The 12,643-nt window shown below is 55.2% G+C and carries 12 protein-coding genes; 4 read left to right on the forward strand and 8 right to left on the reverse strand.

Going from position 1 to position 12,643, the window contains the following annotated elements:
• Positions 1-49 precede the first annotated feature (49 nt).
• Positions 50-460, forward strand: coding sequence for a YbhQ family protein (locus AC07NP_RS02045; RefSeq protein WP_203358405.1), 411 nt, complete (start codon positions 50-52; stop codon positions 458-460).
• On the opposite strand, the gene AC07NP_RS02050 is transcribed toward AC07NP_RS02045, so the two are convergent.
• Genes AC07NP_RS02050 through cecR form a run of 5 tightly spaced genes read right to left on the reverse strand, consistent with a single transcriptional unit; the run spans position 422 to position 6,063 of the window.
• A complete protein-coding gene (locus AC07NP_RS02050; protein ID WP_192611653.1) occupies positions 422-1,528 on the reverse strand; it encodes an ABC transporter permease in 1,107 nt (368 codons plus the stop codon). The two genes, AC07NP_RS02045 and AC07NP_RS02050, sit on opposite strands and share 39 nt — an antisense overlap.
• A 10-nt stretch (positions 1,529-1,538) precedes the next feature.
• Positions 1,539-2,672 carry an ABC transporter permease gene (locus tag AC07NP_RS02055; protein WP_276292329.1) on the reverse strand — a complete coding sequence of 378 codons (1,134 nt, stop codon included), beginning with the start codon at positions 2,670-2,672 and terminating at the stop codon, positions 1,539-1,541.
• Positions 2,665-4,401 (reverse strand): ATP-binding cassette domain-containing protein, encoded by a 1,737-nt coding sequence (locus AC07NP_RS02060; protein ID WP_203358403.1) that lies wholly within the window; start codon positions 4,399-4,401, stop codon positions 2,665-2,667. The genes AC07NP_RS02055 and AC07NP_RS02060 overlap by 8 nt, the downstream gene beginning before the upstream one ends.
• On the reverse strand, positions 4,394-5,389 hold the full coding sequence (hlyD, locus tag AC07NP_RS02065; protein WP_203358402.1) for a secretion protein HlyD: 996 nt from the start codon (positions 5,387-5,389) through the stop codon (positions 4,394-4,396). The genes AC07NP_RS02060 and hlyD overlap by 8 nt, the downstream gene beginning before the upstream one ends.
• Complete coding sequence (cecR, locus tag AC07NP_RS02070; protein WP_494659415.1) at positions 5,386-6,063, reverse strand: transcriptional regulator CecR; 678 nt, start codon at positions 6,061-6,063, stop codon at positions 5,386-5,388. The genes hlyD and cecR overlap by 4 nt, the downstream gene beginning before the upstream one ends.
• Positions 6,064-6,292: 229 nt before the next feature.
• Here cecR and rhlE point away from each other — a divergent pair, with 229 nt between their 5' ends.
• From rhlE to ybiB, 3 genes are all read left to right on the forward strand, one after another.
• Positions 6,293-7,684, forward strand: a complete 1,392-nt coding sequence (gene rhlE / locus AC07NP_RS02075; protein WP_494659416.1) for an ATP-dependent RNA helicase RhlE — start codon at positions 6,293-6,295, stop codon at positions 7,682-7,684.
• A 105-nt stretch (positions 7,685-7,789) separates the two neighbouring features.
• Positions 7,790-9,934, forward strand: a complete 2,145-nt coding sequence (gene dinG, locus AC07NP_RS02080) for an ATP-dependent DNA helicase DinG (protein WP_494659417.1) — start codon at positions 7,790-7,792, stop codon at positions 9,932-9,934.
• 30 nt (positions 9,935-9,964) lie between these two features.
• Complete coding sequence (gene ybiB, locus AC07NP_RS02085) at positions 9,965-10,933, forward strand: DNA-binding protein YbiB (RefSeq protein ID WP_494659418.1); 969 nt, start codon at positions 9,965-9,967, stop codon at positions 10,931-10,933.
• Between the two features lie 108 nt (positions 10,934-11,041).
• On the opposite strand, the gene ybiJ is transcribed toward ybiB, so the two are convergent.
• The 3 genes from ybiJ to ybiX all read right to left on the reverse strand — a co-directional run bounded on the left by ybiJ (position 11,042) and on the right by ybiX (position 12,614).
• Positions 11,042-11,302 (reverse strand): DUF1471 family protein YbiJ, encoded by a 261-nt coding sequence (gene ybiJ / locus AC07NP_RS02090; RefSeq protein ID WP_203358397.1) that lies wholly within the window; start codon positions 11,300-11,302, stop codon positions 11,042-11,044.
• 285 nt (positions 11,303-11,587) lie between these two features.
• The gene (locus AC07NP_RS02095) at positions 11,588-11,854 is read right to left on the reverse strand and encodes a DksA/TraR family C4-type zinc finger protein (protein ID WP_494659419.1); all 267 of its coding nucleotides are present in this window, start codon (positions 11,852-11,854) and stop codon (positions 11,588-11,590) included.
• Between the two features lie 82 nt (positions 11,855-11,936).
• The gene (gene ybiX, locus AC07NP_RS02100; protein WP_494659420.1) at positions 11,937-12,614 is read right to left on the reverse strand and encodes a PKHD-type hydroxylase YbiX; all 678 of its coding nucleotides are present in this window, start codon (positions 12,612-12,614) and stop codon (positions 11,937-11,939) included.
• Between the last annotated feature and the right edge of the window lie 29 nt (positions 12,615-12,643).

Here is a 12,643-nt window from a genome sequence, read left to right on the forward strand (position 1 = left end):
AAGTCCGGTACTCTGAGTAATTAGACAAAAATCCTTCAGGAGATTAGCCATGAGGTGGCAACAACGTGTTCGTGTCGCAACGGGTCTAAGTTGCTGGCAGATTGTGTTGCATTTACTGGTAGTGGCGTTGCTGGTGACGGGCTGGATGAGCGGTACACTGGTACACGTAGGGCTCGGGCTTTGCGTGGTTTACGGCGTGACAGTGTTGCTGATGCTGGCGTTACAACGCCACCATGAACAGCGCTGGCGTGACGTTGCGGATGTACTGGAAGAGCTGACCACAACCTGGTATTTCGGCGCGGCCATGATTGCGCTGTGGTTGCTGTCTCGTGTTTTGCAAAACAACGTACTGTTGGCTGTTGCGGGGCTGGCAATCCTTGCCGGACCCGCGGTGGTTTCGTTACTGGCGAAAGAGAAAAAGTTACATCACTTTGCGTCTAAACATCGCATACGCCGCTGATCCCGTTGTGGCTGCTATCACCAGTAGCGGCCACAAACTTCCCCAGACAATCTTCAGACTCGCATCCTTCAGGTAAATCTGCTTGGTGATATCCGTAAAGTGGCGGATAGGGTTTATCCACGTTAAATTCTGCAACCAGACCGGCATATTCTCGACCGGAGAGACGTACCCCGAGAGTAAAATCGCCGGCATCATAAAGACAAACACACCGATAAACGCCTGTTGCTGGGTGGCGCACAACGACGAGATCAACAGCCCGAAACCGACCAGCGACAAACCGTAAATCACCATCGTGAAGTAGAACAGGGCCAGTGAACCGGCAAAGGGAATTTGGTATGCCCAGATGCCGATGCCCAGCACGATAGTGGCCTGCCCGGTAGCAACAATCAGCGCAGGGACGGCTTTGCCGATGAAAATTTGCCAGGTGGTCAGCGGGGAAACTAACAGTTGATCCAGCGTACCTTGCTCGCGTTCACGGGCAACGGAAAGCGAGGTTACGATCATTACGCCAATAGTGGTGATCATGGCGATCAGCGACGGCACCACGAACCATTTATAGTCCAGATTCGGGTTGTACCAATTTCTCACGACCAGCTCGCTGTTGTTGGGTTTGGGTTTACCGTCCATCAGTTCCTGCTGATAATCTTTGACGATTTGCTGCAAATAGTTGGCAGCGATTTGCGCGCTGTTGGAGTTTCGCCCGTCAAGAATCAACTGCATCGGCGCCTGCTGGAAGGTATCCAGATTACGCGAGAAATCCGCCGGGAAGCGCACCAGTAACAGCGCTTTTTGGGTATCGATGGTCGGTTGGATCTCTTGCGGGCTATTGAGCAGCAGAATATGCGTAAAGGCTTTGGCGCGGGCAAAACGTTGGGTCAGCTCGACCGAATGCTTGCCGTTATCTTCGTTATAAATGGCGATGGTGGCGTTGGTGACTTCCAGCGTGGCGGCAAAGGGAAACAGAATAACCTGAATCAGCACCGGCACAATCAGGATCGCACGGGTCTGCGGCTCGCGCAGCAGCGATTGCAGCTCTTTGCGGATTAACGTCCATAAGCGATGAAACATGCTCTTCTCCCTAATCCAGCCGACGTTTGGTTTTGAGCCACGTCAGACCAATAAACATGACTGCCGACGCGATCAAAAACAGGACGTTGATCATCAGCACCACCGGGATATTACCGGCCAGAAACAGGCTTTGCAGGGTACTGACGAAATAGCGCGCCGGAATAATGTACGTCACCGCGCGGATCACCGCAGGCATGCTGTCGATCTGGAAGATAAATCCCGACAGCATAATCGAGGGCAAAAAGGCGGCATTCAACGCAACCTGGGCGGCGTTAAACTGGTTACGGGTAATGGTCGAGATGAGCAGTCCCATCCCCAATGTGCTGAGTAAAAACAGGCTGGTGATAAAAAACAGGATCAGCAGCGAGCCGCGATAGGGCACGCCGAGAATAAACACCGAAACCAACATACAGAGCAGCATCGCCAGCATCCCGAGGAAGTAATAGGGGATCAGCTTGCACAGTAGCAATTCCACGCGGGTGACTTCGGTGGAGAGTAGCGCTTCCATGGTGCCGCGTTCCCATTCTCGCGCGATCACCAGCGAGGTGAGGATGGCGCCGATCACCGTCATAATGATGGTGACCGCCCCCGGGATAATAAAATGCTGGCTGATGGCGGCCGGGTTAAACCAATAGCGGGTCTGCACGTCAATCAACGGTTTAAACTCTTCTCCGCGATCTTCCGCCCGCTGCATTTGCCAGATCTGCCAGATCCCCTCGACATAGCCTTGCACAAAGTTTGCCGTGTTCGGCTCGCTGCCGTCAGTGATCACCTGAATCGGGGCGGTATCATTGGCTCGTGCCATTTGCTGGGCGAAATCGACCGGGATCACCACCAGACCGCGAATGCGCCCGGCCTGCATCTTTTCGATAAGCTCATGACGGTTATCGCTGATGGTGGCGTCGATATAGGGTGAGCCCGTCATGGTGTGCGTAAAGTCGAGCGCCTCTTCACTTTGTTGCTCAAGCAGGATCCCCACCCGCAGTTTGCTGGAGTCGAGATTGATGCCGTAGCCAAAAATAAACAGCAGCAGCAGGGGGATCAGCACCGCAATCAGCCAACTGCTGGGATCGCGAACGATCTGGCGCGTTTCTTTGACGCACAGGGCGCGCACCCGGCGCCAGGAGAGTACGGTGTTACTCATGCGTATGCTCCTTGTCCCAGTCGTGGATGAGGGTGATAAAGGCGTGCTCCATCGTCGGGTCCGGCGTGTCGTTGTCGGCGGTCTGCGCTTTCAGGTCATCCGGGGTGCCGCTGGCGATCAGTTTCCCGCGATACACAAGCCCTATACGGTCACAGTATTCCGCTTCATCCATAAAGTGGGTGGTGACCATCACCGTCACGCCTTTTTCGACCATGCTATTGATATGCAGCCAAAATTCGCGGCGGGTGAGGGGGTCTACGCCTGAGGTCGGTTCATCAAGAAAGAGAATATCCGGCTCGTGCATCAGCGAGCAGGCCAGCGCCAGGCGCTGTTTAAATCCCAGCGGCAGTTCGTCGGTGGCATGCGACGCAATGCTTTTCAGACCAAAGGCTTCGCTCATCCGCGCAATTTTTTCGTTTTGCGCACGTCCCCGCAGGCCGTAGACGCCGGAGAAGAAACGCAGGTTTTGCTCCACCGTCAGGTTGCCGTAGAGGGAGAATTTTTGTGCCATGTAGCCCAAATGCTGACGCGCCTTGCCCGAGCTGACCTTCAGGTCCATATCCAGGACCAGCGCTTTACCGGAGGTCGGCACCAGCAGACCGCACATCATTTTAAAGGTGGTGGATTTCCCCGCGCCGTTTGGCCCGAGCAGGCCAAAAATCTCCCCACGCTTGACGGCAAAATTCACCTGGTCGGTCGCGGCAAAATCCCCAAACTTTTTGGTCAGTTGCTTTGCTTCAATCACCGTCTCGCCGGGCGTTCCCTCCACCGTATGCAGGATTGCGCCAAGCGGGGACTCTGACGTGCCCGCCCCGCCGAGCAGATCAATAAACGCATCTTCAAAACGCGGCGCGGTTTCATCAATCGCGATTTCCGGCATCCCTTCGCCGTTGCGAATATCGTCAGCCGTGGCCTCTTTTTTCAGGATCAGACGGACGGATTTTCCCTGAATCATGCCATCACTGACCTGCGGCAGTTTTAACGCCTGCTGCAACAGCTTGCGGTTGTTTATCTGCGGACTGCTGATTAAGAAACTGCGGCCCGCCATGGTTTGCGTCAGTGCCGTCGGTTCGCCCTGATAGAGAAGTTCACCTTCGTTCATCAGCAGCACGTCGCGACACTGTTCGGCTTCATCGAGATACGAAGTGCTCCACAGAATCAGCATTCCGTCACCCGCCAGCTCATGCACCATCTGCCACAGCTCGCGTCGTGAAATCGGGTCCACGCCGACGCCGGGTTCATCCAGCAGCAGAACCTTAGGCGCGCCGACCAGCGTACAGGCCAGCCCCAGCTTCTGTTTCATCCCGCCGGAGAGCTTACCCGCCAGCCTCCCGGTAAACGGGCCGAGCGAGGTGAATTCCAGCAGTCGCTCAAAGGTTTTTTTTCTCGTCTCACCGGTGACGCTACGCAGATCGGCATAGAGGTTAAGGTTCTCCATGACGGTCAAATCTTCATACAGGCCAAATTTTTGCGGCATATAACCGAGTACGGCATGCAGCGCGCTGTCGTCGCGAATCGGATCAAACCCAATCACCGAAGCCTGACCGCCGTCGGGCTTCAGTAGCCCCGCCAGCATCCGCATCAGGGTGGTTTTCCCGGCACCGTCCGGCCCCACCAGCCCCGTGACATAACCCGCGTGAATCGTGCAGTCGAGCGGAGCCACGGCGCACTTTTCCATTCCCGCAAAGCGTTTAACCAGTCCGTTTAGCGTAATGACGGCGTCATTCATGCCGCGCCTCATTACCGAACTTCAGCGTCACCGGCATCCCCTGGCGTAACGCATCATCGGCATCTGTCACCACAATGCGTAGGCGATAGACCAGATCGGTGCGCAGATCCGGGGTCTCGACGGTTTTCGGGGTGAATTCTGCGGTCGGAGAAACAAAACCGATTTTGCCGTGATAGGGCTTATCGGGACGGCCATCGGTATACAGCAAAATCTCTCGCCCTGGCGGTACCTGGCTCAGGTTACGCTCATCGACGTAGGCGCGAACCCAGACCGGACGCGTCAGCGAGAGGGTGAGAACCGTGCCGCCGGCATTCAGCATGCTGCCCGGCTCCACGGCACGGGTTAACAGCGTACCGTCAGAGGGGGCGACCAGTGCGGTATCCTGCAAGTCGAGTTCGGCTTGCGCCAGTTGCGCCTGCGCCTGTTCAAGGCTGGCTTTCGCCTGGGCGATATCCTGTTGGCGGTTACCGGTGCGGTACTGGCTCAGTTTGTCCTGCGCCGATTTCAGCGTTGCCTGCGCCTGGTCACGGGACGAGCGGGCGTTTTCCAGATCGTTGGCGGAAATTGTGCGGCTTTTCCACAATCCCTGCTGACGCTGATAAAAGTTCTGCGCGTAGTCAAAGGCGGCCTGCGCCTGTTTGACGGCGGCGGCGGCCTGGGCAATCTCTTCATCGCGATAGCCTGCCAGCATCAGGTCATACTGTGCCTTTGCGACTAAGACGCCCGCTTTGGCCTGCATTAATGCGTTTTCATACGGCGCTTTATCGAGCGTGCCCAGCACCTGCCCGGAGGTGATGGTATCGCCTTCGTCAACCGCCAGTGAAGCGAGTCGGCCGCCGACGCGAAAGCTTAAATTGACGGTGCGAATGTCCACATTACCGTACAGCGTCAGCCCGTTATCCTGCCGACTTTGGTACCACCACGTTCCACCAGCAATCACGGCGACAAGCACCGCCACGGCCAGTCCGATAACGACGGGTTTCTTCATGAGTCCAGACTCCTTTGCGTTAAACCTTGCAGAATGAGATCGATATGACAGGTGATCGTCTGGTAAATCAGCGCAGTTTTCTCCTCATCAAATTGCGACCAGCCTGTGCGCTTGAGGATCGTTTCCTTTCCCAGACGAAACGCCAGCACTTCCCCTAACAGCGCATGGGTATGCAAAATGGTTTGGGTATCTTCGGCATCACTGCCGGTATAGGCCGCAATCAGCCGCGTCAAATGGGTGTGCAGTGGGGCGATAACCTGATGGTGTATCAACTGATAGGCTGCCGTTGGGGAGAGCTGTTCGCGCGAGATGAATTTGCTGAGATTCACCGTGTCTTCCTGGGTCAGCAGCATGATCATGTTCTTACACGCGCGCAGAATCAGCTCGCGCATTGCAGCGCGATCGGGCTGCGGCTGGGCGAAGAGCTGTTCCGCCTCCTCGGCGTGAGGACGAAACTGCCCGCCAATAAAGTCGGCAATCCACTGGGCGCAGGCGAGGTAGAGGTCATCCTTTGAGCCAAAATAGTAGGTAATGGCAGCGATATTCTGCCCGGCCTGCGCGGCGATATCCCGGGTGGTGGCATGCAGGCCATATTCACCGAACTGCGCAAGGGCAGCGGCAATCAGCTGGCTTTTTGCCTGCTCGCCTTTGGTCGTCATGGTTGAGGTATTCATGGCATGACCTAAGTATTAATCAATCGATTGATTAACATTATGACTGATTTTTACGCTTGTCCAGCCCAGCGCTTTATTTTGTTTCAGGTACGCTCCGGGATAATTTATGCGGTACGTCACAAAAACTGCTACACTCCGCCCCTTCATGACACTGTGGTTTTTGTCATCTCTTTTGCGAGTATCTCCCTGAAAACTACACCGGGAACGGTCGGGGCGGTTCGGAGTAGTTATGTCTTTTGATTCCCTGGGTTTAAATCCTGATATTTTGCGCGCCGTTGCAGAGCAGGGCTACCGTGAACCCACCCCTATCCAGCAGCAGGCGATCCCTGCGGTACTGCAAGGCCGTGACCTGATGGCCAGTGCGCAAACGGGTACGGGTAAGACAGCGGGCTTTACGCTGCCGCTGCTGCAGCATCTTATTTCCAATGAACCGCATGCTAAGGGACGTCGCCCGGTACGTGCGTTGATCCTGACTCCAACCCGTGAACTGGCCGCGCAAATTGGCGAGAACGTGCGGGATTACAGCAAATACCTGAACATTCGCTCGCTGGTGGTTTTCGGCGGGGTAAGCATCAACCCGCAGATGTTGAAACTGCGTGGCGGCGTAGACGTGCTGGTGGCAACCCCTGGCCGTTTGCTCGATCTGGAACATCAAAACGCCGTCAAATTGGATCAGATTGAAATTCTGGTGCTGGATGAAGCTGACCGCATGCTGGACATGGGCTTTATCCACGACATTCGTCGCGTACTGGCTAAATTGCCGCCGAAGCGTCAGAACCTGCTGTTCTCCGCGACCTTCTCCGACGACATCAAAGCGCTGGCTGAGAAATTGCTGCGTAATCCGCTGGAAATCGAAGTCGCGCGTCGTAACACGGCGTCCGAGCAGGTGACGCAGCACGTCCATTTTGTTGATAAGAAACGCAAACGTGAACTGCTGTCGCAGATGATTGGTCAGGGCGACTGGCGGCAGGTGCTGGTCTTCACCCGCACCAAACATGGTGCCAACCACCTGGCGGAGCAGTTGAATAAAGACGGCATTCGTAGTGCGGCCATCCACGGCAATAAATCGCAAGGGGCGCGTACGCGTGCGCTGGCTGATTTTAAATCCGGCGACATTCGCGTGCTGGTCGCCACGGATATCGCGGCGCGTGGCCTGGATATTGAAGAGCTGCCGCATGTGGTGAACTATGAATTGCCGAACGTGCCGGAAGATTACGTCCACCGTATCGGTCGTACCGGGCGTGCGGCGGCAACCGGTGAAGCGCTGTCGCTGGTCTGTGTTGATGAACACAAACTGCTGCGTGACATCGAGAAACTGCTGAAAAAAGAGATCCCGCGTATCGCGCTGCCGGGCTATGAGCCGGACCCGTCCATTAAAGCCGAGCCGATTCAAAACGGTCGCCAGCAGCAACGTGGTGGTGGCGGCGGCGGCGGTCGTGGCCGATCCCCACAGGGGCAAGGTCAGGGCGGTGCAGGCCGTGGTCAGCAGCAACCGCGTCGTTCAGAAGGTAGTGCGCCTAAAGCCGGGGCCAAACCTTCGCGCCGGTCAGGTGATGCGAAACCGGCGAGCGATAAGCCGCGCCCGCCACGCCGTCCGCGCAGACTGTCTTCGGCAGAGTAATGCAGTAAACGGGAAGCCCGACCGAATGGTCGGGTTTTTCTTTTTGCGACCCGTCTAAGAAAGTGCCACAATAGTGGCTGTTTATACAGTATTTCAGGTTTTCTCATGGCATTGACCGCTGCGCTAAAAGCGCAAATTGCTGCCTGGTATAAGGCGCTTCAGGAACAGATCCCCGACTTTATTCCCCGTGCGCCGCAGCGGCAGATGATTGCTGACGTCGCTAAAACACTGGCCGGGGAAGACGGGCGACATCTGGCGATCGAAGCGCCGACCGGCGTCGGGAAAACCCTCTCGTATCTGATCCCCGGTATCGCCATCGCGCGCGAAGAACAAAAAACGCTGGTGGTGAGTACCGCCAACGTCGCCTTGCAGGATCAGATTTACAGCAAAGACCTTCCCCTGCTGCGAAAAATTATTCCCGATCTTAAGTTCACCGCCGCCTTTGGGCGCGGGCGGTATGTGTGTCCGCGCAATCTGGCGGCGTTGGCCAGCACCGAACCTGACCAACAGGATCTGCTGGCGTTTCTTGACGACGAACTCACACCGAACAATCAGGAAGAGCAAAAGCGTTGTGCCCGGCTGAAGGGCGATCTGGACAGCTACAAGTGGGATGGTTTACGCGATCATACCGATATCGCCATTGATGATTCACTGTGGCAGCGTCTGAGCACCGACAAAGCCGGCTGCCTCAACCGTAACTGCCACTATTACCGCGAATGTCCGTTCTTTGTGGCGCGCCGTGAGATCCAGGAAGCCGAAGTGGTGGTGGCAAACCATGCGCTGGTGATGGCGGCAATGGAGAGCGAAGCGGTTTTGCCGGATCCGAAAAATCTGCTGCTGGTGCTGGATGAAGGGCATCATCTGCCCGATGTCGCACGCGATGCGCTGGAAATGAGTGCTGAAATCACTGCCCCCTGGTATCGCCTGCAACTCGATCTGTTTACCAAACTGGTGGCGACCTGTCTGGAACAGTTTCGGCCAAAAACCACGCCGCCGCTGGCTATCCCTGAGCGTCTGAACGCGCACAGCGAAGAGCTGTATGAACTGATTGCCTCGCTGAATGCGATTCTGAATCTTTATATGCCCGCCACCCAGGAGGCGGAGCACCGCTTCTCAATGGGCGAATTGCCCGCAGAGGTGATGGAGATTTGTCAGAGGCTGGCGAAACTCACCGAAATGTTGCGTGGGCTGGCGGAACTGTTTCTCAACGATCTCAGTGAAAAAACCGGCACCCACGACATCGTGCGCCTGCATCGGGTGATTTTGCAGATGAACCGTGCGTTGGGCATGTTTGAAGCGCAAAGCAAGCTGTGGCGTCTGGCCTCGCTGGCGCAATCGTCAGGCGCGCCGGTTTCCAAATGGGCCACCCGCGATGTGCGCGACGGGCAAATACATGTCTGGTTTCACTGTGTCGGGATCCGCGTCAGCGATCAGCTGGAAAGGCTGCTCTGGCGCAGCGTGCCGCATATTGTGGTGACATCAGCCACGCTACGTTCGCTGAACAGTTTCTCTCGCTTGCAGGAGATGAGCGGACTGAAGGAGAAAGCGGGCGACCGTTTCGTGGCCCTCGATTCGCCCTTCAACCATGTAGAACAGGGGAAAATCGTCATCCCCCAAATGCAGTATGAGCCGCTTATCGACAACGAAGAGCAACATATTGCGGAGATGGCGGCCTATTTTCGTCAGGCGCTTGAGAGCAAAAAACACCAGGGCATGCTGGTATTGTTTGCCAGTGGCAGGGCGATGCAACGGTTTCTTGAGCATGTGACGGATTTACGTCTGCTGTTGTTAGTTCAGGGCGATCAGCCACGATACCGGCTGGTGGAGTTGCACCGCAAGCGGGTAGAAAATGGCGAACGCAGCGTGCTGGTGGGTCTGCAATCTTTTGCGGAAGGGTTGGATCTGAAAGGTGAATTGCTCACTCAGGTTCATATTCACAAGATTGCTTTTCCACCTATCGACAGCCCGGTGGTCATCACCGAAGGGGAGTGGCTGAAAAGCCTGAACCGTTACCCCTTTGAAGTGCAGAGTTTGCCCAGCGCGTCGTTTAATTTAATCCAACAGGTGGGGCGATTGATCCGTAGCCACAGCTGCTGGGGGGAAGTGGTGATTTACGACAAGCGTCTGTTGACCAAAAATTATGGGAAGCGTTTACTGAATGCGTTACCCATTTTTCCGATAGAGCAACCTGTCGTGCCAGACGTTATAGTAAAAACAAAAGCAAAAGCGACTCGCCGCAGACGGCGCTAATGGTGTGTGCACCCCCGCAAGGAGTTTTCGATGGATTACCGCAAAATCATCAAAGAGGTTGGGCGAGGTAAAAATCATGCCCGCGATCTGGACCAGGACACCGCGCGCGGCCTGTATACCCATATGCTAAAGGGGGAAGTCCCTGACCTGGAAATGGGCGGCGTACTGATTGCGCTGCGCATTAAAGGAGAGGGCGAAGCCGAAATGCTGGGCTTCTATGAGGCGATGCAGAACCACACTATTCGTCTGACGCCGCCAGTGGCAAAACCGATGCCAATCGTGATCCCCAGCTATAACGGGGCGCGTAAACAGGCGAACCTGACGCCGCTGTTGGCTATCCTGCTGCGTAAACTGGGTTTTCCGGTGGTGGTTCACGGGGTGAGCGAAGATCCGACTCGTGTATTGACCGAAACCATTTTTGAACTGTTGGGAATTACGCCGACCCTGAATGTCGGTCAGGCGCAGGCAAAACTCGACGGACACCAACCGGTGTTCATTCCCGTCGGCACACTGTGCCCGCCGCTGGAAAAACAGCTGGCGATGCGCTGGCGAATGGGGGTGCGTAACAGTGCCCACACGCTGGCGAAGCTGGCGACGCCTTTTGCAGAAGATGCCGCCTTACGTCTCGCCAGCGTTTCTCATCCGGAATATGTCCCTCGTGTGGCGAAGTTCTTTGGTGACATTGGCGGACGCAGTCTGCTGATGCATGGCACCGAAGGGGAAGTGTACGCCAATCCGCAGCGCTGCCCGCAAATTAGCCTGATCGATAAGCGTGGAGTGCAGGTGATTGTGGATCGCCAACGTGAGATGCCCGAGGAGCCGGTGCCACTCCCTGTCGCGAAAGATCCAGAAACCACGGCGCGTTGGATTGAGCGCTGTCTGATGGGTAGCGAGCCGGTTCCTGACGCGTTGAAAATTCAAATGGCCTGCTGTCTGGTGGCAACTGGCGAGGTGGAGACACTGACAGACGGTCTGGCACGCGTTGGTCAGAGTTTTTAACGGATTCAGGTAAAAAAAAGCCCGTCCAGTGGTGGACGGGCAAACAAAGGGTAACACACAGGTCTATGAGGGTTGGAGCAGGGCGTCTGTTGGCATACAGACAAAAAATTATTTGTAGATAACCGCAGTACCGCTCATTTTGTTGTTGCTGTATGCAGAGGTAATGCTATAGCTGCTTGCGCCAGCAGCAGCGGCTTTTTCAGCCAGTTTCGCTTCCAGACCGTCCAGGGTAGTGGCGCCTTCCGCAGAAACTACACCGATTTTATTCATGTCTTGTGCTTGTGCAGCCGTTACCGGCTCGGCAGCGAAAACGCCAAAAGAGAGTCCAGACAGAGCGATAGCGGCAACAGCATATTTGATGGTTTTCATAGTTAATTTCTCGCAGGTTATTCTGTTAGTAAGACGATGTTCCGTCGATGTGATAAGTATCACGTTATTTAGCGAGAGATAAAATCGAATAGAATTGACGGCGTTAATCAAAAATATTGAATGACAAATAACTTATTGATTATTAATAAATTCGGATTATGCATTTACAGTTCTTGTTGTTGCCGTTTACAGAGCAAAGGATAACGGCACATTTTGCTACGCAGTTCGCCAAAAACCGTGAGCGTAAAGAAAAACGCGTCGCGCGATTTTTTCGGTAAAGATAAGTCAACGTAACTGGCTATCTTTCGATCCTCTGCGATTATATCCTGAGAATATTTCGTTTATTGAATCTTTCTCCTGTTGGCAGGCGAGGCATAACCTCACTCCCGGAACGGCTTTGCGTCGGGCTTCGGGAATAGGATCGCCACACTCTTCGCATTCATGCAGACTTTCCCCCTGGGGTAATTCCCCGCGAACGCGTGCGACAGCATCTTCAATGGTATTGTTGATCTGCTCATTCACGGCGTCGTCATTTGCCCATCCGGATGCCATAAGCCGTTACCTCCACATTCATTTGATAGGGTAATTGTAGTGAATGTGGGGGCAATAATCGCACCGTCAAGACAGCGTCTTCTCAGATCTCAGACCATTCACGCAGCAGGTTATGGTAGAGGTTGAGTAAAGAGAGGATCTCCTCACTTTCGCCGCTGCGGCTTTTGAGCGACTGGATATTTTTGTCCAGTTCAAACAGCATGGCGCGTTTCTTGTCATCGCGGATCATCGACTGGACCCACATAAATGATGCAACGCGGACTCCCCGCGTCACGGGGGTGACGCAATGCAGGCTGCTGGAGGGGTACAGCACCACATCGCCAGCCGGTAACTTCACCGTATGCTGCCCGTAAGTATCGTTAACAATCAGTTCCCCACCGTCATAGCTCTCCGGCGAACTCAGGAATAGGGTGGCAGAAAGATCGGTGCGCATCCAGCCGCTTTCCGGGTGGCTGCGTACTGCGCCATCAACGTGAAAACCATAGGTTTCATTATCCTGATAGCGGTTAAACAACGGCATGGAAATTGTTTTCGGCAAGGCGGCCGAGAAAAACAGGGCGTTCTGGTTGATGGCTGACAGTACCGCCTTCTGTAAGGCGATATACAGCTCGCTTCCGGTATCAACCTGCTGGTTATTTTTGACCTGAGCACCCTGAGCGCCAGTGGTTGCCCGGCCATCGATCCAGTCAGCCTGCTCGAGTTGTTGTCGACATTGCGCGACGCCTTGCGGCGTTAAAACGCCCGGAATGTGATACATCATGTGCGATTCTCCGAAAAGTGGGGCCGGGG

This window comes from Citrobacter sp. GW821-FHT07H02 (assembly GCF_059418505.1).